Annotated in this window: 15 protein-coding genes; all 15 read right to left on the minus strand. The window is 38.4% G+C overall.

The window, feature by feature from the left end; genetic code table 11:
* Nucleotides 1-73: 73 nt before the first annotated feature.
* Entirely contained in the window at nt 74-2458 is a 2385-nt protein-coding gene (locus ACSVH6_RS00085; protein WP_438074347.1) for a penicillin acylase family protein, read from the minus strand.
* Nucleotides 2459-2571: 113 nt separating this feature from the next.
* Nucleotides 2572-2979 carry a YMGG-like glycine zipper-containing protein gene (locus ACSVH6_RS00090; RefSeq protein ID WP_438074349.1) on the minus strand — a complete coding sequence of 136 codons (408 nt, stop codon included), beginning with the start codon at nt 2977-2979 and terminating at the stop codon, nt 2572-2574.
* A 204-nt stretch (nt 2980-3183) separates the two neighbouring features.
* A complete protein-coding gene (locus ACSVH6_RS00095) occupies nt 3184-4269 on the minus strand; it encodes an agmatinase family protein (protein WP_438074351.1) in 1086 nt (361 codons plus the stop codon).
* Nucleotides 4270-4381: 112 nt separating this feature from the next.
* Entirely contained in the window at nt 4382-6439 is a 2058-nt protein-coding gene (locus ACSVH6_RS00100) for a T9SS type A sorting domain-containing protein (protein ID WP_438074353.1), read from the minus strand.
* Between the two features lie 74 nt (nt 6440-6513).
* The gene (gene kynU / locus ACSVH6_RS00105) at nt 6514-7794 is read right to left on the minus strand and encodes a kynureninase (protein ID WP_438074355.1); all 1281 of its coding nucleotides are present in this window, start codon (nt 7792-7794) and stop codon (nt 6514-6516) included.
* A gap of 218 nt (nt 7795-8012) precedes the next feature.
* Nucleotides 8013-9062 (minus strand): tRNA preQ1(34) S-adenosylmethionine ribosyltransferase-isomerase QueA, encoded by a 1050-nt coding sequence (gene queA / locus ACSVH6_RS00110; protein ID WP_438074357.1) that lies wholly within the window; start codon nt 9060-9062, stop codon nt 8013-8015.
* A gap of 121 nt (nt 9063-9183) precedes the next feature.
* Complete coding sequence (locus ACSVH6_RS00115) at nt 9184-10452, minus strand: 3-phosphoshikimate 1-carboxyvinyltransferase (protein ID WP_438074359.1); 1269 nt, start codon at nt 10450-10452, stop codon at nt 9184-9186.
* 2 nt (nt 10453-10454) lie between these two features.
* Nucleotides 10455-10781 (minus strand): nucleotide pyrophosphohydrolase, encoded by a 327-nt coding sequence (locus ACSVH6_RS00120; protein ID WP_438074361.1) that lies wholly within the window; start codon nt 10779-10781, stop codon nt 10455-10457.
* A gap of 1 nt (nt 10782) precedes the next feature.
* Nucleotides 10783-12765, minus strand: coding sequence for a hypothetical protein (locus ACSVH6_RS00125; protein ID WP_438074363.1), 1983 nt, complete (start codon nt 12763-12765; stop codon nt 10783-10785).
* Between the two features lie 2 nt (nt 12766-12767).
* Nucleotides 12768-14771, minus strand: coding sequence for a transglutaminase domain-containing protein (locus tag ACSVH6_RS00130; protein ID WP_438074365.1), 2004 nt, complete (start codon nt 14769-14771; stop codon nt 12768-12770).
* Nucleotides 14772-14774: 3 nt separating this feature from the next.
* Nucleotides 14775-16682 carry a DUF3857 domain-containing protein gene (locus tag ACSVH6_RS00135; protein ID WP_438074367.1) on the minus strand — a complete coding sequence of 636 codons (1908 nt, stop codon included), beginning with the start codon at nt 16680-16682 and terminating at the stop codon, nt 14775-14777.
* A 50-nt stretch (nt 16683-16732) separates the two neighbouring features.
* Nucleotides 16733-17185, minus strand: a complete 453-nt coding sequence (gene dtd, locus ACSVH6_RS00140; RefSeq protein ID WP_438074369.1) for a D-aminoacyl-tRNA deacylase — start codon at nt 17183-17185, stop codon at nt 16733-16735.
* A gap of 2 nt (nt 17186-17187) precedes the next feature.
* Nucleotides 17188-18171, minus strand: coding sequence for a ribosome small subunit-dependent GTPase A (gene rsgA / locus ACSVH6_RS00145; RefSeq protein ID WP_438074371.1), 984 nt, complete (start codon nt 18169-18171; stop codon nt 17188-17190).
* A gap of 72 nt (nt 18172-18243) precedes the next feature.
* Nucleotides 18244-19899: a hypothetical protein gene (locus tag ACSVH6_RS00150; RefSeq protein WP_438074373.1), complete on the minus strand. Its 1656-nt coding sequence runs from the start codon at nt 19897-19899 to the stop codon at nt 18244-18246.
* Between the two features lie 93 nt (nt 19900-19992).
* Nucleotides 19993-21075: a chorismate mutase gene (locus ACSVH6_RS00155; RefSeq protein ID WP_438074375.1), complete on the minus strand. Its 1083-nt coding sequence runs from the start codon at nt 21073-21075 to the stop codon at nt 19993-19995.
* Between the last annotated feature and the right edge of the window lie 3 nt (nt 21076-21078).

The following is a 21078-nucleotide window of genomic DNA, read 5'->3' on the forward strand; positions in this document are numbered from 1 at the left end:
TTGTAAACGGTTATGCAAATTTAAGGGTTTGCCATTAATGAGCGAATGTATTTAAGATAATTTTGCAAATTTGCTATATAGGCTTAAAAACTAGCTTGGTGGAAGTCATTTCAATCTCTCTTTTGTTCAATTTCATTTTGCGGAATTTTCCCTTGATAAAGAGTGGTGTTTGGTCATCGTAATGGATACTCATTGGGTTCCCCGATTGCCCTGTTGGCAATACACTCCAGCTGTTTTCAATGTCTGAGAAATCGATAATACGTCTTGTAGAAGGCCCGCCTTTTACCCGAAGCACCTCATCATCCGAATACAAAAACAACTGATTATTGATAACTTCATTGCTTCCCGAAACAGGATAGGCATCCACATTAAAAAACCGACTAAACAAAGCCAGCTTTCCGATAGGATGTTCAAAAGTTACTTGATGCACCCGTTTCCACTTCCATTCTTTTACGTCGGAACCAAGCTGTTTTTCAAGTGACACAACAGCTTCTTTGAACGATTGTGTAAGAATATCAGAACGTGTCTCTTTTTTGTCTTTGGTTCCAATATTATCCCACCAAGGCGACTCCGCATTCTGAGTTTGGTTTTCAATAACCTGCTTTATAATATGCGTGCCAAGCAACAGTTTGAAATTGTCTTTACCAAATTCATCTTCAAAAGTATCTCGCAAGTAAAAATAGATCCACTTGTTGTAGATTGTTGGGGATACATTTTTCATGTTGTGTTTACCTTTCCAGTTTTGCAATACTTGCATGGCTTGTTTTTCAATTGGACTTAACTGCGACATTTTAACCGAAGCAGTCATGCTTTTAACTATCTTTTCTGCTGTGGCCGAAGTATTATCAAACAACATCTTACCAACCTCTTCCTTAGTCCAATCATTTTTCGGAGCCAACAAACCGTCTATACGCTCAGCTCGGTCTCTTGGCAAATAATATCCCGGATATAAATAGTCGTCAATCGCTTCGGGTTGGTTATTGGACGTATAAACATAATTCCATGACGGATTAATGGCAGAAGGGTTTTTGTCAAAAGGTAGAAATTCCTTTTTATCGTCTACCCCATTTGACCCATTGAGAATAAAATTTGTATTGATACTCGAATCGACTTTATATAATTTCCCTGAAGCAATCCAAGCAATATTTCCCTTAGCATCACCATACATAATGTTAAGTCCGGGCGCATGAATCAACGCTATCGTTTTATGAAAATCCGTCAAGTCCTTAGCGTGTGACAATCCGTAAACAGCTTCAAGAATTTTATTTCTCTGCTGAGTATACATCCATGACATTGCCACGCTTTTTTTACTTGTCAATCCATCTAACAAACCGGTAATCACTGGCCCGTGCTGACTGAATTTGACATTCAATTTCACATCGGAGCTGTCCTTTACTTTTATTGTTTTCTGATGGTATGAATAATTTTTATAGCCTTCAACAGTTTTATATTGCTTGTTATCATTGGGATTATCCTCTTCCTGAAAAAAATCAACATCATCATTCTCAAACATAGTCAAACCATAAGCATAGTCCCTATTGTGTCCCAACAATGGGAATGGCGTTCCGGCGATATAATAACCATACATTTCATAATCGGGACACGAAATGTGTGCCTCGTACCAAGTCCCGGGTTGCGAATATAAAATATGGGGGTCGTTGGCTAGAATGACTTTCCCGTTTTTAGTTTTTGCCCCACCAATTACCCAACTGTTACTTCCGATAAAAGCCGGAACAGGGGATTTATCCAACAGCACAGACACCGATTTTGAAATAGCAGCATATTCCTTTAAATCACCTTTGTAGCTTTTTAATTGCTTAGTACCAAATTCACCATGAATCCCAAAATCCTTCAAATAGCGCATACCAAAACGATTGCGGATATCAGTGAGCAAAGGATCTGTCTTTTGCCCCATGGCAAAACTAAATGACATAAAACCGAAAACATTATAAACATCTTTCAGGGTAAACTTTTCCTTTTTAATTCCAAGTAAACTAAACTCGATTGGAGTAGTACCTTCTGCTAAATATTGATTGATTCCGTCCAAATAGGCATTTGCCAATATGTAAGTCTGTGAATTTTTATCTAACCTCGCCACTGCTTGGGCAGAGTTTTCATCAATACCAATTCCTGCAAAAAACTTATCCGTTTTTAATACTGAATTTCCAAAGATTTCAGAAAGTTTTCCGGGAGCAATACGACGCATGAGTTCCATTTGCCAAAGCCTGTCCTGTGCATGAACATAACCTAATGCCGTCATAGCATCTTTTTGATTGGCAGCATAAATATGGGGGACTCCATACTCATCAAAATACACTGTTGTCTCCTTAGTGATATTTTTGAGACTGAGTTCTCCATCGTATTGGGGTTTAGAATATTCAAGATAACTGAATGCAGTTACTGTTACTATAACAATCAGAATCAATGAGCTTAAAAGAATTTTCTTTATTACTTTCATAAACAGAGGGATTTACACAAATGTACTAATAACCCCTGTATATTTAACCAAAACAAAAACGAGTTGTCACCATCCCTGCTGACAACTCGTTTATTAAAAGAAATAATTTTAACTTATTTCTTTTTACTATCAATTATTGCTCCCGTCCCGGCTCCAATTCCGGCACCTGCCAAGCCCCCAATAATGGCTCCTTCTCCTTTTTTCTTACTGACGATTGCTCCGGTTACCGCCCCTACTCCGGCTCCAATTACGGCTCCTTTGGCAGTATTACTCCATCCCTTTTTCTTAGTAGGAGCAGCAGCTGTCGAGTGCTGATTATTGACTGCTGCAGTCTCTTGCTCTTGTAGCGCTTTTTCTTTTTCGATATTCATCGAATCAATGATTCTTTGTTTTTCGGCAACTTGTTTCATTGAATCTATGGTAACTTGTTTTACATCGTCTGTTATTTCTCCATGTCTGTCGGTATTTTTGCATGAAGCCAAAATAACAACAGCTGCTAAAATCATTACTGTATTTTTCATAATAAAAAAGTTAAAAGATTACACAACAAAGAAACTGAGTAATTAGGGGGTAATCGTTATAAAATTTGGCATAAGATTTATAGAATTTTAACTATCGTAATTAATCCACAGTGACAACCAGAATCGCCACCAGCGGTTGAATTTAATTTCTAAACAAACAAAAAGCCCAACAATTGTTGGGCTTGCTTCGTTATTGAAATAATTCTATTGTCTTTGAAAACTAATATTCTGACCCACATTCATTCCATTATTTTTGGCTAAAACACCGCACATATGGAATAACATGCGAGCCCCTACATTCCCATCCCAATCAGTCTCTCCCGGGGCCACTTCTACCAAATCAAAACCTATTATTTCTTTTCCACTAGCAGATAATCTGTTAAACAAATATCTCGCCTGCTCAAAAGACAATCCTCCCGGAACCGGAGTTCCCGTATTGGGACAATACCATTGGTACAAACCATCAATATCAAAACTAATACATACCTTTTGGGGTAATGACGCTATGATGGCATCACATTGTTGCTGCCAAGTTTTTCCTTCAAATACTTCTGCTTTTAAATCTGCATCTGTATTCACAAGCACTCTCCCTTGGGCCTGTTGCACAACCGCAACTTCCTGCTCACAAAAATCGCGTATTCCCACTTGCACTAATTTTGAAATTTGTGGGATTTGGAGTGCATTGTACATAATAGAAGCATGTGAAAATGTAAATCCTTCATAGGCAATACGTAAATCCATATGTGCATCCAGATGAAGAATTCCGAAATCATCATGTTTTGTAGCCAACGCTTCATAGTACCCTAATGGCGTTGAATGATCACCACCCAACAAGACCACTTTTTTCCCTTGATTCATCCAATACAACACTTTTTCCTTTACTTCAGTATGCAATTCTCGGCACACTTCATTGATTTTATCCAAATCTGCTTGCACGTCCGGATAGTTTTCTACTGCTTCACCACTTTCCAACAATGCTATAATAGGTTGTGCTAAAGCTTTGTATTTTTCGGAATTAGTACCCCAATGTTTTGGTGCCTCATCCATATAAATTCCCAGTTTCCATAGCTCGGGAAAATCCTGATGATTCAAATCCACCTGAAAAGAAGCGTCTAACACAGCAGCAGGTCCTTCTGAGGCTCCGGCTCCATAACTTACAGTTACCTCCCATGGTACCGGGATAACAATAATCTCTGACTGTTCGGCAGAAAAGGGCAATCCAAATACGGTAGCATCAGCTAAACCAGGCTGACTTGGATCAAATGCATCTATGATTTGTTGTTTGTTCATTTTATTTTAAATTAAGGGGACAAAGTTACAAAGTTGGAAATACTTTAGAGCGATATAAAAAAGAAAACCACAATACTTTCATATTGTGGTTTCACTTGAGTGTGATATGATCTTAGTTTTTCACAAACTTATAAGATACTTTAGCAGCACTGAAATACAAATTGTAAACTCCTTTTGCTAATGATGAAACATCAATACTTTCTTCATTGCCAGTCACATTCTGTCTTAACACAGCCTGTCCTAACATATTGTATACCGTAACATTTTCAGTAATATCAAAATCACCTTTGATATTCAAAACAGAAGTAGTCGGATTAGGATATAATACAAAGTTATTTTTCACAGCCTCATTAACTCCTAAATAAGGTAAAACGGTTAATTGAAATGTTCTGGTTACTGATGAAGTGCCACTGGTTGCCACCATTGTAATAGTGTAAACTCCCGGAGCCAATACCGTCCCAGCATTAGGGGTCTGAGTTAAAGCAGCATCACAGTTATCCGTGATTGGATTGGCTAAAGTTGCATAACTCGGTAATGTATAAGTATTACTTACACCGGCCTGAACTGTTTGGTTAACCATTGCAGCCATTGTCAATGTCAAAGCCGGCATTATATAACCTCTGTCGGTGAACTTCTCTGTCATTACTTTGATATCAGCGCACGGAAAATTCATATTAATTGCAGCTTGTCTTACAGCTCTTGCCGCATTTTGCTGATTGGTAGAACTGTTAGTTAATCGCAATCCTTCTAAAAAGGCTTTGTCAGTTTCCGTTCTTCCAATCACGTCATAAATCTGCATTAGGGCTGTAGCCCAAATCTGTCCGTCATCATGTCCTGAACCTCCCACTAAGTCTGTTGGATAAATCCCAAAATAATCAGTAGTTCTTCCGTCCCAACAAGTATTATGACCATCCCAACTGAACATGTACTGATATGCCGCATCTGTTGAACTCCATTGGTTTAAACTTCTGCTATAGGATTGTGCCCAATAATCTCCGTTTCCTTCACCTATGTAATTGGAAGAACTTCCATTGGTAAGCCAATCATGAAGTCCGTGTCCTAATTCGTGTAAAACTACATCTGCATCCTCAGCATCATCAACACAACCTTCACCAAAAGCCAATTGGTCACTTGACGGGATAAAATGCGAGTTATCTGCCCCGCTCAAGCCTGAAGGGTCAAATTGTAGGACCCCTGAGTTTAATTGTGGTAAACAAACAACTCCTAGGGTTTGATTGATGTATCGCATGCTTTTATCTAATTGGTAAAAAGCATTAGCCGCTTCAAAACCGTCCTGATTTCTGTTGAAATTAAAATCAGGAGTTGCTTGTGTAAATAAACCTTTATTAGGTGCTTCAGAATCCACGATTACCACATAGGAACTTTTAAGCTTGTATACTCCTGAGGTCAAATCAATTTCAGGAAGTACGACTGAAGTCCTAGCATTGTTCAATTGGGTTGTTGCCGCATCATTTCCGTCAACATAACCTGTGGTTCCATAAGCTACGTGTGCATAAGACAAAGGATCCGACATATAAACCATAGCCGTCCCGGGAACAAAAGCCAATGGAGCCATAGCTACCGGCGGATTGCTTTTAGGATTCTTAGCTATTGTCTTTTTATGGTGATAAACAGCCACATCTTTAGTACTTAAAACATTGGCTGACTGGGCATCCACTAAAACCTCCCAACTTCCGTTTCCACTGGCAGGATTGGTTACTATGCGATAAACCAACTTCGTTTGGTCGTTCACCTTGGTAACGATTAAATCATTTTCAGCCACGGTATATGCCCCTTCTATCTTTAAACTGGCTACAGACGCGTCTAAAGCATCTTGTTTAGTAATAGCCGGTGAAGTAGCTATCGTTTGTATCGAACCATCAACAGAATCTGATATAAAAGCCAACTCATCACTTGGATTAAAATTGATCACAATTTCAGAATGATACACTGGTACGTCATTCATCATCTGCTGAAAACGTAAAGTCTCTCCTATTTGGCTTTTGACAACATACGATAATTTAAACGTTGAAGCTGGATTAACGTTGAGTTCACTTGCATGATTTCTAATCCACTCGCGTGCGGCAGCTTCATGCTTAGATTCCTGTGCCTGACTCGTTGCTGAAACAACAATCAAGGCTGCAACTGTAAACAGTAATTTTAATTTCATTTTAATTTATTGGTTTTGTGGTTTTTGGTTTAATAATGAATTGCAAATCAACAAATTGTTTTTCAGAAAACAAATTATTTAACGCTTAAAATTCCGCTTTTAAGGATTTGTCCGAATTCATACATATCTTCATACGAACAATAAAATGGTGCCGGTGCGAGTCGTATTACATTGGGTTCTCTCCAATCGGTAATGACACCGTTTTTCATTAAATAATCAAACAAATTTCTGCCTTGCCCATGTAAAAAAACTGAAAGTTGACAGGCTCTTTCTTCCTGGCGGTTTGGTGTTATAATTTCAAACTCCGCCCCCGGAATTTCTTTATCAATTTCATGCAAAATAAATTCTAAATACGATGTCAGTTGGTTGCGCTTTTTTATTAGTTTCACCATACCTACTTCGGCAAACATTTCTACCGAAGCTAAATAAGGCGCCAAGGTCAGTATCGGCAAATTACTCACCTGCCAACCGTCTGCTCCATGTACCGGATCAAACTGGGGTTCCATTTTGAAACGACACTCTTTGTTATGTCCCCACCAACCGGCAAATCGGGGCAAATTGCTGTGGTGGTGCTTTTCGTGAACAAAACATCCTGAGGCATTCCCTGGACCGGAGTTCATGTATTTATAACTACACCAAGCGGCAAAATCAACATTCCAATCGTGTAATTGCAATTCAATATTTCCGGCGGCATGGGCTAAGTCAAAACCCACTATTGCTCCGGCTTTGTGTCCGGCTTCAGTAATGGCTTTCATATCAAAAACCTGTCCGGTATAATAGTTTACCCCTCCTATTAAAACCAATGCTAACTCATCGCCAACTTCTTCAATTTTAGCCAACACATCTTCTAACCGAATGTTGTGTTCGCCTTCTCTGCGCTTGATTTCCAAAATAGTATCCTGCTGATTCAGTTGGTGAAAGTTAACTTGACTCTGGAACATGTACTGATCAGACGGGAAAGCTTTTTCCTCACAAATGATTTTGTAACGTGTTTTTGTGGGACGGTAGAAAGACACCATAAGCAAATGTAAATTCACCGTCAGGGTATTCATGACGGTAATTTCTGAGGGTTTTGCTCCTACCAGTTTACTCAACGGATTGGCAAATCTTTCATGGTAATCCCACCAAGGTTTTTCGGCATAGAAGTGTCCTTCAACAGCCATATTGGCCCAGTCGCTCATTACATCATCAACATATTTTTTGGCTCTTTTGGGTTGTAATCCTAGGGAATTTCCGGTGAAGTACACTACGTTTTTCCCGTTGTGTTGCGGAAAAATAAACTCATTTCGGTACGCTCTTAATTCGTCTTGTGCATCGAGTTGCTGTGCAAACTCTCGGGTATTTTGAAAAGTCATGTGTGGTTTAATTTGTGGTGTAAAAGTATTGAAAAGTGGTAAAGTGGCAAAGTTAGCGCTTCACAAAGTTCACTAAAGATTGTCTTAGCCCTGATGGAAGCAGCTACCATGTAGCGCGGACAGCAGGAAAATGGTTTGGCAATTGCACGAGCGATTGGCTCTAAAAAAAATCCCATCTCATTAGTAACAAGATGGGACTTCAGTAAACTATATAAATCTTACAGGATTAACATGGCATCGCCATAAGAATAGAAACGGTATTTTTCTTTGATGGCTTCCTCGTAGGCTTTTTTCATGAGATCGTGACCACAGAAAGCGGAAATCATCATCAACAAGGTCGATTTCGGAGTATGGAAATTAGTCACCATACAATCGGCTATACTGAAATCATAAGGAGGGAAGATAAACTTGTTTGTCCAACCTTCGTACGGATTCAATGTTTTGGCTGAAGAAACCGAACTTTCAATAGCGCGCATGGAAGTGGTTCCGATACAACATACTCTTTTCTTGTTGGCTTTAGCCTTGTTTACAATATCACACGCTTGCTGCGTAATGATTAGCTCTTCCGAATCCATTTTGTGTTTCGACAAATCCTCAACTTCCACCGGGTTGAAGGTTCCTAATCCCACGTGCAACGTCACTTCTGCAAAATCAATTCCCTTGATTTCCAAACGCTTCAACAAATGCTTAGAAAAGTGTAAACCGGCAGTGGGTGCTGCTACGGCTCCTTCTTCTTTGGCATAAATGGTTTGGTAACGCTCCGCATCTTCTTCGGTTACCTCACGGTTGATGTATTTCGGAATTGGGGTTTCACCCAATTCGGTTAATTTTTTTCTGAATTCGTTGTACGAACCATCATATAAGAAACGTAATGTTCTTCCGCGAGAAGTGGTATTGTCAATTACCTCAGCTACTAATGAATCATCGTCACCAAAGTACAATTTGTTCCCGATACGGATTTTACGTGCCGGATCAACCAATACATCCCAAAGACGTTGCTCCGCATTCAACTCTCTTAACAAGAATACTTCTATACGAGCACCGGTTTTTTCTTTGTTACCATACATACGGGCCGGAAATACTTTGGTATTATTCAAAATCATCACATCACCATCGTCAAAATAGTCGATAATATCTTTGAATAATTTGTGTTCAATGGTTTTGGTTTTTCGGTTTACCACCATTAAACGTGATTCGTCTCTGTTTTCTGCCGGGAATTCGGCCAATAATTCATTAGGGAGATTGAACTGGAAATGAGATAATTTCATGTAAAAGAATTATGAGTTATGAGTTATAAGTTATGAATTGTGTCATAATTTTAACAGCCTGCAAATATACTATTGCAAATGAGGCGTTGTCAAGTAAAACGGCTTTTATTTTTGAAAAAACTTATTCATTGGGTTGTTCAGCGATTTGAAAACCAATGCTTTTTAAATCATCCCAAAATGACGGATAGGATTTTGAAACCACCTCAGCTTCTTCGATGATGATATTGGTTTTTAAGGCTAATGCTGCGAAGGCCATTGCCATTCGGTGGTCCTGATAGGTTTTTATAACAACTGTGTCGCGTATTGTTGTTGAGGGTTCCAAAGTGAGGCTGTCATCCGTTACTGAAACCGAGGCACCCAGTTTGGTGAGTTCTTTTTTTAGAGCTTCCAACCGGTCTGTTTCTTTTATTTTCAGGGTATGCAATCCTGTTAAATGGCAGCCCATCCCCAATCCGAAACAACTGACCACTATGGTCTGGGCTATGTCGGGTGTATTGTTTAAATCAAAAAAGACCGAAGGCAAATTAACTTTTTCTGTTTTGGATAAACGAATGGTATTGTTTTCAAAAACGGTTTCTACTCCAAAACTCTGATAGATTTCCGCTAAAACCGAATCGCCTTGCAAACTGTTTTTTTTGTAGCTGCTTAAGGTGATGGTTGTACCGATATCCGAAAGCGCCACAATAGAATAGAAATAAGAAGCCGAAGACCAATCTGATTCAATTGTGAATTGTGAATTGTGACTCGAGCCGAAGGCGAACGGAGCGAAGCTAATTGTGAATTGTGGTTTTACTGAAATCACATTCTCAAAAAAAGTTGTTTCCACGCCTATTTCATTCAGCAGTGCCAGTGTCATTTGGATATAAGGCACTGAGGTGATTTCACCTTCAAGAATAAGTTCCAAACCATTTTCGAGTTTGGGAGCGATTAGCAGCAGAGCCGAAATATACTGGCTGCTCACATTGGCGGGTAATGAAACCCTGTTTAATAGTAATTTTTTTCCCTTGATGCGAATGGGCGGATATCCATCATTTTTTTCATAGCGTATATCAGCACCTAACTGACGCAGGGCTTCCACCAGAATTTGTATAGGACGTTCCTGCATGCGCGAGGAACCGGTCAACACTACTTCTCTGTCTTGCTGAATGGCAAAATAGGCGGTAAGAAACCGCATGGCGGTACCGGCATGATGCACATCAATAGTAGCTTCTTCAGAAGAAGAGAGTGCTTTCTGCATTACCTGAGAGTCATCCGAATTGGAAGTATTTTGCAAGGTAAGATTAGGATACAATGCCTGAAGCAATAATAATCGATTGGTTTCTGATTTGCTTCCGGTAATGGCTATTGCCGACTTAGGATTGGCTACAGAAGATTTGAGAAGTAAGTCCACTCTTATTTCAATTTTTCATTGTTATGATGGCGGTCGTGATCGCGTTTGGTTTTCAAATCCATTTTTTTATCAAACGCAGCCTGCAAATCTACTCCGGTTTGATTGGCCAGACAAAGCACCACAAAAACCACATCGGCCAGTTCTTCGCCCAGGTCTTTGTTTTTATCGCTTTCTTTTTCCGATTGTTCGCCATAGCGGCGGGCAATGATGCGTGCCACCTCGCCTACTTCTTCGGTAAGCTGGGCCATATTAGTGAGTTCGTTAAAATAGCGTACTCCGTGGTTTTTAATCCAGTTGTCAACTTCGAGTTGTGCGTTTTTCAAATCCATATTAGCTCTTTTTAAGTACTATTTTTTCGGTTTGTTTGCTTATGATTTCTTCATAGAAATTTTTCAATGCCCCATACCCTTCGGCCGGAATTGTTGCCTGATTGATATCGATAGTACAAAGTAACTGAATTTGATTCCCATTGAGGATAATATTGTATTTAAAATTTCCTAAATTATCGGGCATAGCGATGGCTTTGGATTGTGGTAACATTTCAACCGTATATCCTTGGGGAATGGTCAACCCTATATTGTATCGGGTTTGGTATGGGTAAACAAAATCAATTGGGTATTGCCTGCTTTCCTGTTTAAACGGATTTTCGGAGACGGTAAAAAAAAGCAGAGGCTGCACATAAATTTTATCCCCGATAATCTCTGCTGCATTTGGCTGGGAAAAAGAATAGCATTCAATTACAGGCTGCGACAAATTTCTGACATCCTGCACTTTATATTCTGAAAATTCAACTCCCTGATACTGACGTTCTAGTTGCTCCACAAGGCTTTTCTCTGTGAGTCCTCCTTTATTTTCTCTAAAAATTAATGCGTTATAATCGTTATAAAGATGCCTGATTTTTCCCGTGATTCCGCCTTGGCTATCCAAACTTACCATGCCATTAATGGCCTCTTTGGAATTGGCCTTTGGCATTAAATCAATTTCGGTTGCAGTTCCATCTTTTTTGATTAATCTTCCATAAAGATTTAGGGCTCTGACCGGAATTTGATTGATTCCCGAAAACTTATCTGTGGCATCTAGCAAATACTTTTTACCGTCCAATTCTACCGAAGCAATAACATAGTTAAGGAATGTTTTGTTGGGGAAAAGTGCCAAACCATTATCTCTGCTGCTGAGCACTACGGGGTTTGCCTCTAGACCTGACAATTTCAGCATGGCAATTAATATATAATTTATCTCGGCAACATTACCGGTTCTTTGGTCATAAGCCAACGCTACATCATCCCGTACCGAATACCCATACTTACCGTTCCAATTCATTTTGTTTTTTACAAATTGGAACACTTTGGTCATTTTGGATTGGGCAGAATCGACATCTTTTATGAGCACTTTCAAATCATTTAGGAAATAGTTGAATTTTTCCAATTGGGGGCCAACATTTTTTTCACTGTAAAGAGCTTTGGCTATGTCGTCCCAAGTTGAAGCTATATGCTTTGGCTCTTCCTCGGGCATGCGGATGATTTCTAATTCATGTATGATTTTGCCGTAATAGTTCTTAATACTATTGACATACTTTTCTTCTTTGAGCGCTTGAATATTTTCGGCTTTATAAACGGTTCTTATCTGCTTATAATTCATAGACAGGGTGTTGCCATGCTCTCCTTCAAATGATTGAGAGGTGTTTTCCAAAACGGCTTCACTGACCACTTCAACATAACCGGTTTGGATTCCTTTGTAAATATAAAACTCAGGGATTTTGGTAGTGTATTCCATTTTAGCCACCGGAATAGTGTACTGAAACTGAAACTCCGGAAGCTCGGATAAGTTCTCCGTTCTGAATTCGTAATTGATTTCAATGACTGAGCCTACTTTTACATTGGGGAAAGTTAATTTTTTGACACTCCAATTTTCATTAACTTTATCCGTAAACTTGCTCTCACCTGTTACTTTATCTTTTGTAATTCGCCCGTTTTCAAAATTATAGGTAAATGCTTTTTTTATAAAAACACATTCATCATTTAAAAATTTATATCCTGTAAAGTACGGTATTTCAAAGTTTGCCCACACCAGTCCTTCGGATTTCAAAATTTTTATTTTGAGAGCCACTTCGGTAAAAGAATCAAACCCTGTTTTGTTTTTATACCTGAAGTAGGTACTGGCTTTTTTACTCAGGATTACTGCTGATGCTGTAGTGTCGTTTGCATAACTATTTTGCTGTAGCTCTTGTTTTGTAACACTTTCTTTATCGGTAAGTTGTGAAAAAGCACTAACATTAAAAAGCAATACAAAAATAATGCTGTATTTTTTAATCACAATTAGACTTTTTTGAGTACGATTTTTTCCGTTTGCTTATTTACCATTTCTTTATAGTAACTCTTTAGTATTTCATAATCTTCAGCTTTAATGATAGCCTCATTCATATCAGAACTATACACTAGCTGGATTTGATTGCCATTGTTAGTAATCGAATATTTAAAACTTCCTATGTTGTCGGGCAAAGCAATAGCTTTTGGTTGTGGCAGAGTCTCCACAACGTATCCTTCCGGCAATGTTAAACTGATATTAAATCTGTCTTGATCGGGGTAAATAAAATCTATCGGATATTCACGAGTTTCTTGTTTAAACGGATTCTCTGTCATGGTAAAAAACAGAAATGGAGAGACATACATTTTGTCTCCTATGATTTCTACTGAATTAGTCGCCTTAAATGAATAATTTTCTACTATTGGTTTTGCCAAATCCGTTTTATTTTGCACCTCATACTCCTCTACTTCAAGCCCTTGGTGGACTTTTTCTAATTTTTCAACATAGCTATCCTTAGCAACACTATTATAATGCTCACGGAACAAAAAAGCATTGTAGTCAAAATACTGCTCTCTTATTTTTCCTTGAATCTCCCCCTGAACATTAATACTAGCCATAATCATGGTGATGTCTTTTGAGTTCGATTTAGGCATTAAGTCAATTTCGGCTGAGCTTCCGTTCTTTCTGACAATCCGACCGAACCAGTTTAAGTCCCTGATGGGCAAAATATTCGGCAGGGAATATTTGCTAGTGGCATCCAACAAAATCACCTGATTTTGAAGTTCAATCCCCGCAATAACATAGTTATAGGCCGTTCGACTGGGAAACAGTGAAATCCCATTATCCCGTGTGCTTACTAAAATTGGACTAGCCTCAAAACCAGCATAACGCAACATTGCAGTCAGCATCAGATTGATTTCAGCTACATTTCCTTTGCTTTCCTGATAGGCTTTTTTGACGCCGTTATCGCAATAAATACCATAATATTCATCCCAATTCATTTTTGTTTTCACATAGCTTAAAACAGCTCCTATTCTTTCTTCCTGAGCTGTTATTCCTTTTAGTATGGCATCAATATCTTTTTCAAAATATCCAGTTTTGTCTAATTCTGAGCCAAAACTTTCGTTATCATAAATCTTTTTCACTATGCTTTCCCAATCTGTTGCAAAATTTTCAAAAGGGCGTTGAGGGAACCTTTTTCCTGACAACTCGTGTAAAATCGTTACTCTGTAATTATCAATATTATTCACAAAGATTTCATCTTTCAAAGCAGGAATATTTTCAAGAATATATTTATTTTTTGTCTCTACATAGGAAGTGCTATTGGTACTAAAAGTAGTACTGGTAGAATACCCATTAGACCTTTCCTTGTTGGTAGATGAAATTGTTCTCTGATTAGTTTCAGTCAGTGTTTGCGGCGACAAGAAGCCTTTAAATCTAGTATTAAAGATGTAATATTCCGGAATACAGGTCGAGAATTCAGAATAGAGTACCGGAATCTTATTTTGAAATTCCCAATCAGGAATATATACATAAGGAGAACGTATTTCGAACCTAAATTCAATTATTGATCCTTCTTTAACATTAGGCATTGTAATTTTTTTTCGCGAGGAATATTTATCAACTTTTTCATCAAATTCACCATTACTACTCAGCTTTGTCTTTTCAATTTTATCATTTACAAGATTATAAGTAACCGCTTTTGTAACATCAATCCTTTCTGAGCTGCCATTATTGGGTGTATAATATCCCATACTTTTATTGGCGAAAGCATAACCTTCTTTTTTATAAATTTTTATTTTCGTGATAATTTCCGTTATGGTTTCAAAACCACTGGCTTCTGAATATTCGATACTGCTCTTACCTATATTAAACAATACTGCTGCAACGGCCGAGGTATCTGTTGGACACACTTTCTCTTTGAGCTCCTCAATGCTTACCTTACCCAATTCTTGTTTTTGGGAAAAAGCAAGGCAACTTACAAATACAACTAAAACTACTATTATTTTTTTCATGGGTTAGGCTTTTGAAATGACTATTTTTGAATTATCGTTTTTGGCTATGGTTTCTCTGAACTTTCTGAAATCTTCATACTTACTTTTATCATAAAGCCCTTTTTTGATAACTAACTCCCGTTTACACAAAATCTTGTTCGGACTCACTACCGTAAACTCAATTTTGTAGCGCCCAAACTCCGTCTGCTGTTCAGTCCCATTAGGTTTGGCCTCAATCGAAAAACCGTTAGGCAGGTTGATTTCGGTTTCAGTTTGATTGCTGTATCCTCGTTTTATTTCAAAGGGGAATTCACGCGTTCTGTATTTTTTTGGTATATAAGAATTTTGATCAAAGGCATTTGGAGCAAACATTAATTTGCCTCCTAAATTTTGTGCGTAACCTTCAGCATTGAACTCGATATTTTCTGTAAATTCAATAGATTCCTTATTGTTGTTTAGCGTAATCTTATCGATTTTAAGGTTATTAATATTATCAAATTCTTCTTTGTATTGTTTGATTTGGTTATCCCGGCTCATTCTTTCTTTTGAAAATTCAGCATCATACTCCATCCCTTTAGAAATCATATTCACTTTACCTGTTAAGTCCCCAGTTTCAGAAATCGAATAGCTGGCCTTTATTGATTTGGTACTTTCGTTTTCGGTAAATATTTTAGTTTTCACTATTTCTCCGCCTTCGGGTTTCACAATCAATACGTTTCTGTCGTCAGTAAAATCGCCCTGAAAACCAAAAGGCTGAATTTGACTGGTACACTCCAGCCAAAGCAACTCCTTATCCGTGGGCAAAGCCAAAATAATGTGGTTCCCCTGAATTGAGGCAATATCATTCTGAATATTTCGTTTATCCGAACCCGCATAAACCACTGTATAATAGGATGGAACTCCTACTGATTTTAATAGACAGCGGGTATAATTAGATAAAGCTTTACAATCGCCATATCCTAATTTATCTACCTCTTTGGCCAACATTGGTTTCCAACCTCCTATACCCACCTGAACACTGACATAACGTGTTTTTTCTTGTACATATTTGTAAACTATACGGGCGATTTCTATGGGATTTTTTTCATTCCCTATTAATTGCTTCAGTTTTTGAACAGTAGCTTCAGGTATTTCCTCTGTATCGGCCAAAAGTGAATTGTACATCCATTTTCCAAATTCAGACCAATTTGTAGCCGAGCCTTCCACATTTTCCAGTTGGAAATTCTCCAAAGCAAAATATACCATAGGAAATATATCCGAGAAATTCGGACTCATTTCTTCCTGCTTTCTGGCGATTAAATTTTTTACAGAATAATTTATAAAACCGGTTGATTCTTTTTTTTCGACAAGAATCCCTTTTGAAAAATTAACTTCCTTTGATTTTAAATGCAATTCGGATTTATAAGTAATACTAATTGAACTCGTTTGAGTGCTTACCAGATAGCCTTCCAATGGACTCCACGCAGGAATAAAAGCTGTATTAGAGGTTTCAATCTCGCTTTCAAAAACAATGGTGAAAGGATAAGTAATAGGTGTATAATCTAAATATAAAACTCGGTTATCGTTGAAAATAGACACTCCGTCTGCCACACTGTTGTCTTTGAAATCTTTCCTTTTGTACACTCTCAACTCTCTACCGGAAGCATCATAAGCCGTGGCTACAATTTTATTAACTCTGCGGTTTTTATCATAACTCTCGCTTAAATCAAGATTCCTCAAACCTAACTCATTTAAAACAGTTGTAACTGTAACCGTTTTTAACACCATCGATTTTTGGGAGTCAATAGTGATATCAACTTCATTCAGCCGAATAACCGCATTCGCATTTTGTTTTAAACTATCCGGAATGATTGAAGTGGCGTAATTTTCTTTTTGACCAAAAACTGATAAAGAAATAATCAGTAGGAAATAAGGTAAAATTTTGAAGTTCATGTAGACTAAATTTTACCAAATATAAAAATATTTTAATTTAATTAACAATCTTATTCCTTATTTTTTGTATCAATGATAATCGTCACCGGGCCATCGTTGAGCAGGGCTACTTTCATATCGGCTCCAAACTGTCCGGTTTGAATGGCCTTGCCCAGTTCAGTTTCCATTTGTTTAATAAATCCTTCATATATGGGAATAGCCACATCAGGTTTGGCCGCTTTGATGTAAGAGGGGCGGTTGCCTTTTTTGGTAGCAGCATGCAGTGTAAACTGGCTTACCACTATGATATCTCCTGCTACTTCTTTTACAGATAAGTTCATAACCCCTTCAGCATCGCCAAAAATTCGAAGGTTGGCAATCTTGGCAGTCAACCAGTCAATATCTTCTTGGTTATCAGCTTCCTCAACACCTAAAAGCACCAGTAATCCGTGTTGAATAGCTGCTACTTTTTCGCCTTCAATCGTTACCGAAGCCTCAGAAACCCTTTGAATAACGGCTCTCATGCTTACTCTGATTTGCGGGTTTGGTCACTGGCAATGCGGTCGTCGTTGTAAATATCAGTGCGGTAGTGCTCGTCATCCCCTTCGAGTATTTTGAGATAACTGTTGTAGCGCGACCAAGCAATTTTGTCTTCTTCCAAAGCGGCTTTCACCGCACAATGGGGTTCTTCTTTGTGAAGGCAATTGTTGAATTTGCATTGGTCTTTGAGTCGGAAAAACTCAGGGAAATAATCGCTCACTTCACCGGGCTCCATATCCACAATTCCAAAACCTTTGATTCCCGGAGTATCTATGATTTTGGCTCCAAAAGAAAGGTCATACATTTCGGCAAAAGTAGTGGTGTGCTGCCCCTGCATGCTTTGTTCGGATATGGTTTTGGTTTTCAGATTCAACTCGGGTTCCAAGGCATTGACCAAAGTAGATTTTCCCACGCCCGAATGCCCGGAGAACATCGATACTTTGCCGGTCATCATCTTTTTCAGTGCTTCTAACCCTTTTTTATCTTTGGCCGAAACCCGCAGACATTGATAGCCTATTTCGGAATAGATATGCTGCAGATACAATTGCTCGTCCAACATGGCGTCATCAAAAGTGTCAATTTTGTTAAATACCAAAACCGCTTCGATACCATACGCTTCAGCAGTCACTAAGAAACGGTCTATAAAACTGGTCGTCGTTGGCGGATTGTTGATGGTAATTAACAAAAAAACCACATCAATATTGGAGGCAATAATATGCGTTTGTTTTGACAGGTTTACCGATTTGCGAACAATATAATTCTTGCGGTCATGAATATGATGAATCTGTCCGATAATTTCGTCGGTTGTGTTGTCTAATTCAAAATCTACGACATCGCCCACCGCAATGGGATTGGTGCTCTTGATGCCTTTCATCCGAAATTTTCCTTTGATACGGCATTCGTAGCTTTGACCATCATCCGTCTTTACGGTATAAAAACTTCCGGTAGATTTATAAACAAGTCCTGTCATGTCGCAAAGATACGTTTTCCTGCTTTATTTGTGTACATAAAAAAAGTTGCCGTTTCGGGCAACTTTTTAGTTTTAATCTTCCAGAATCATTCTTCCGATTTTGTCCTTAGACTTGCGGGAAGCATAAATCAGGTATTCGTTATCTGTTTTTCTGTAAAAAATTCCGGGACGAATAACCAATTCATTTTTAATCACTTCTTCCGGGTCTTTTCGGGTGATGTTTCCTTTATCGTCAAAAATGAACAGGGTAGGAACCGCATTGTTGTAGTTCCCCATCGATTTAATTTTTTCGATATCGGTGATTCCTTTATTCTTAACATTATCGTTAAAAAGTATGTTTAACTGTCCGTTTTTATAAATAGGAATGGCGCTCAAATACTCAGGTCCTCTTCCCATCACGGTCAAAGGAATACTGGCCGCTACATCTACACTGAAACTACCGTTACTGCCTCCGCTAAAAAAATTAAAGCTGGCAACAGTTACAGATGCCGATTGTTCTTTGGCCACTACATTACTCCATTCCAATGATCCGTCAGGCTTAAGACAATTAACAATCATTTCGTTAGCGGTATAGGTAATTGGCTGTAAGCCAAACGGTCCGATTCCTTGCTTTTGACCTACATAAATCATTCGGTATTCGGAAATAACAATCAAACCTCCGTCATTTTTTTCAACGATGGATTGAATGTTGTACAACGGTTTTACATCCTTGCCTTTATTGGCTCTTCTTTCTCCTAATAATTTGATTTTAGTAGGCATGTCAAATTCGTTGAACTTCACATTTTCGGTAGTGTTGTTTTTTAAGTTTACCGTAATATTGTATACGCCTTTAAGCTCTTTGTTCGCTTTTCCGTTATCGCGTACACTCGAGAAAAATCCGGTCAACTTTACATCGTTTTTGGCGGTAGCCATCATACGACAATTGATGATTTCCTTATCGATGATGTCAATTTTAACCACTTCTTTTTTGTAGCTGTTGGCTTGTTTGAAAATATGAAGCTCTACTTTTTCTACTTTCTCTTTTTTCTTTTTATCACGGTATCCTTCGTTTACTACCAAGAAAACATCGTCTTTATTGTTTACATCAAAATCAGAAATGGTAAATTGATAATCTTTTTTGTTGTCATCGTACGAAACTTTGTCTTCAGTAGAAAATGTGGCTCTCATCGTTTCGTCAAACAATTTGATTTCATACTTCATGGCATCTTCTTTTTCAAAAAGAGCCGTATGCATTACTAACAACATTTGGTCGTCAGGAGATTTTTTGAAATAGAAACCGCCGCGGTCAGCACTTTTAGCTACGATGGATTCAAATAGGGTAATCATGTCTTTACCTAAAATTCCTTTTTCAGAAACCGGTATAGCTACTAAAGTGAACTTTTTCTCTTTGCGATGGAACACACTCCCGATAACATACAATTTATCATTCATCAGTGCGATATCTTCAAAATCAAGATCTTTGTCATTCAGTTCCGGAAGCACAATCGGATTCAGGGAAATTTGCTTCATGGCAGCCGAATCAAATATCTTCAAAAAATAATCTGATTTCCCTTTAAGCACTAAAGTGTAAATTTTGTTATTGGCTTCCCCAATAATTCTGACAATTTTACCACTGTCATCGGTGATTTCCTCACCATAGGTCATGTTGATTTTATCAATTTTGTTTTGGGCATTCAAGCTTATACCGCTACAAACAAAAAAAATAAAACCCAAAAAGATTTTTTTCATTTTGGTTATTTTTAGGTTGTTTTTATTGTTGCCACAATGATACAAAAAAAACCTACTGAAATACAGTAGGTTTAATTTTTTTGAAAAGCGGTACTACCCGTTGATGATTTTCTCCTGATGACTGATGCTTTCCTGATGAATAGCTTTGAAGAGTTTCAGGATGAATTCTTCACTCAGTCCTTTTTCTTCTCCGTCCAAAATCATTTTGCCTAAGATTTCATTCCAGCGTTTGTTTTGTAAAACGGCCACATTCTTGGCTTTTTTCAAGGCTCCTATTTGCTCCGCCACTTTCATGCGATGGCCCAAAATCTCTAACAGTTTACTATCAGCTACATCAATATTGGCACGCAGTTTTATCATTTCCGTATTGTAATCGTCTTCTTCTGTAGTCATTTTTTTGACTTTCAAATCTCGGAATAACTGTTTCAAAACGCTTGGCGTAAGCTGTTGTGCTGCATCACTCCAAGCATTATCTGGGTCGTTATGCGTTTCTATAATTAATCCGTCATAGTTCAAGTCCAGTGCCTGTTGAGACACTTCCTGAATCATATCACGTCTGCCGGTAATGTGTGACGGATCGCAAATCAAGGGCAAATCGGGAAAACGGCTTTGTAATTCTATGGCAATCTGCCACTCGGGAATGTTGCGGTACTTGGTCTTTTCATAAGTTGAGAACCCTCGGTGAATGACCCCTAACTTTTTAATTCCGGCATTATACAACCGTTCCACACCACCAATCCACAAAGCCAAATCGGGGTTCACGGGGTTTTTGACCAATACAATCTTATCGGTTCCCACCAAGGCATCTGCGATTTCCTGCACAGCAAAAGGGTTTACCGTAGTACGGGCACCAATCCACAACACATCAATATCATGTTCCAAAGCTAACTTTACATGGGCAGCATTTGCTACTTCAGTGGCCATCAACAAACCGGTTTCGGCTTTGGCCTTTTGCAGCCATTTCAGCCCGATGGCTCCTACTCCTTCAAATCCGCCCGGTCGGGTACGGGGTTTCCAAATTCCGGCGCGAAAAATACTCACATCCGAATCTTTCAATTCGTGTGCAATCTTCAACACCTGCTCTTCGGTCTCGGCGCTGCAAGGCCCAGCAATTACCAAGGGATGTGTCAATTTAAAGTCATCCAGCCATTGTTTGTTTTCTATAGTGATATTCATAGT

This window comes from Flavobacterium sp. XGLA_31 (assembly GCF_051547105.1).
In the GTDB taxonomy this organism is placed as follows: Bacteria; Bacteroidota; Bacteroidia; order Flavobacteriales; family Flavobacteriaceae; genus Flavobacterium.

What these genes read in the sequence shown, in the direction of transcription:
- ACSVH6_RS00090 (WP_438074349.1), bottom strand. Translation starts at nt 2,979, where the DNA reads ATGAAAAATACAGTAATGATTTTAGCAGCTGTTGTTATTTTGGCTTCA.
- ACSVH6_RS00095 (WP_438074351.1), bottom strand. Translation starts at nt 4,269, where the DNA reads ATGAACAAACAACAAATCATAGATGCATTTGATCCAAGTCAGCCTGGT.
- ACSVH6_RS00150 (WP_438074373.1), bottom strand. Translation starts at nt 19,899, where the DNA reads ATGAAAAAAATCTTTTTGGGTTTTATTTTTTTTGTTTGTAGCGGTATA.
- rsgA (WP_438074371.1), bottom strand. Translation starts at nt 18,171, where the DNA reads ATGACAGGACTTGTTTATAAATCTACCGGAAGTTTTTATACCGTAAAG.
- ACSVH6_RS00135 (WP_438074367.1), bottom strand. Translation starts at nt 16,682, where the DNA reads ATGAACTTCAAAATTTTACCTTATTTCCTACTGATTATTTCTTTATCA.
- ACSVH6_RS00100 (WP_438074353.1), bottom strand. Translation starts at nt 6,439, where the DNA reads ATGAAATTAAAATTACTGTTTACAGTTGCAGCCTTGATTGTTGTTTCA.
- ACSVH6_RS00130 (WP_438074365.1), bottom strand. Translation starts at nt 14,771, where the DNA reads ATGAAAAAAATAATAGTAGTTTTAGTTGTATTTGTAAGTTGCCTTGCT.
- ACSVH6_RS00085 (WP_438074347.1), bottom strand. Translation starts at nt 2,458, where the DNA reads ATGAAAGTAATAAAGAAAATTCTTTTAAGCTCATTGATTCTGATTGTT.
- ACSVH6_RS00120 (WP_438074361.1), bottom strand. Translation starts at nt 10,781, where the DNA reads ATGGATTTGAAAAACGCACAACTCGAAGTTGACAACTGGATTAAAAAC.
- ACSVH6_RS00155 (WP_438074375.1), bottom strand. Translation starts at nt 21,075, where the DNA reads ATGAATATCACTATAGAAAACAAACAATGGCTGGATGACTTTAAATTG.
- kynU (WP_438074355.1), bottom strand. Translation starts at nt 7,794, where the DNA reads ATGACTTTTCAAAATACCCGAGAGTTTGCACAGCAACTCGATGCACAA.
- dtd (WP_438074369.1), bottom strand. Translation starts at nt 17,185, where the DNA reads ATGAGAGCCGTTATTCAAAGGGTTTCTGAGGCTTCGGTAACGATTGAA.
- queA (WP_438074357.1), bottom strand. Translation starts at nt 9,062, where the DNA reads ATGAAATTATCTCATTTCCAGTTCAATCTCCCTAATGAATTATTGGCC.